The organism is Mesorhizobium sp. M4B.F.Ca.ET.214.01.1.1 (assembly GCF_004791545.1).
Lineage (GTDB): Bacteria > Pseudomonadota > Alphaproteobacteria > Rhizobiales > Rhizobiaceae > Mesorhizobium > Mesorhizobium abyssinicae.
Genome location: NZ_SRUX01000086.1, coordinates 1 through 404, shown reverse-complemented (window position 1 = coordinate 404; position 404 = coordinate 1). Strand labels below are relative to the sequence as shown.

Sequence of the window (404 nt, the reverse complement as noted above, 5' to 3'; positions counted from 1 at the left end):
GGAAAGAAGCGCATGGCGATCGCCTGCCGACAGCGGCTGGCGCGTGGCCAGCAGCGAGTTCAGCCAGTCCTGCGTCGGCAACTGGTCTGGAGCGGCGACGAGCACGGCCTCAGCCATGGCGCCGCCTTCGTCGATCGCAGCGGCGCGATAAGCGAGCCCGCGGCGGTCGGTGTATTCGAGCAGTTGATCCTGCCGTTGAACGCCGAGCAGCTTGCGCGCCAGAAGAATGCCCTGGTCCGGCGGCTCGGTTCCTGTCAGTTCGTAGACCCAGCCGCCCTCGACCGCATGCCGGCTCCAATGGACGAAACCTGTCGGCCTGAGATCGCGCCGCGTGATGAGCACTCCGGCCCATCCAGTGTTTTCGCGCGCGATCCTGACAGGGACATGCTTGAGCTCCGGCTGGC

1 pseudogene is annotated in these 404 nt (G+C 66.8%); it reads right to left on the bottom strand.

Annotated elements, in window-relative coordinates:
- A pseudogene (locus tag EN857_RS33410) lies at nt 1-342 on the bottom strand (nitrate reductase); the annotation flags it as partial.
- Between the last annotated feature and the right edge of the window lie 62 nt (nt 343-404).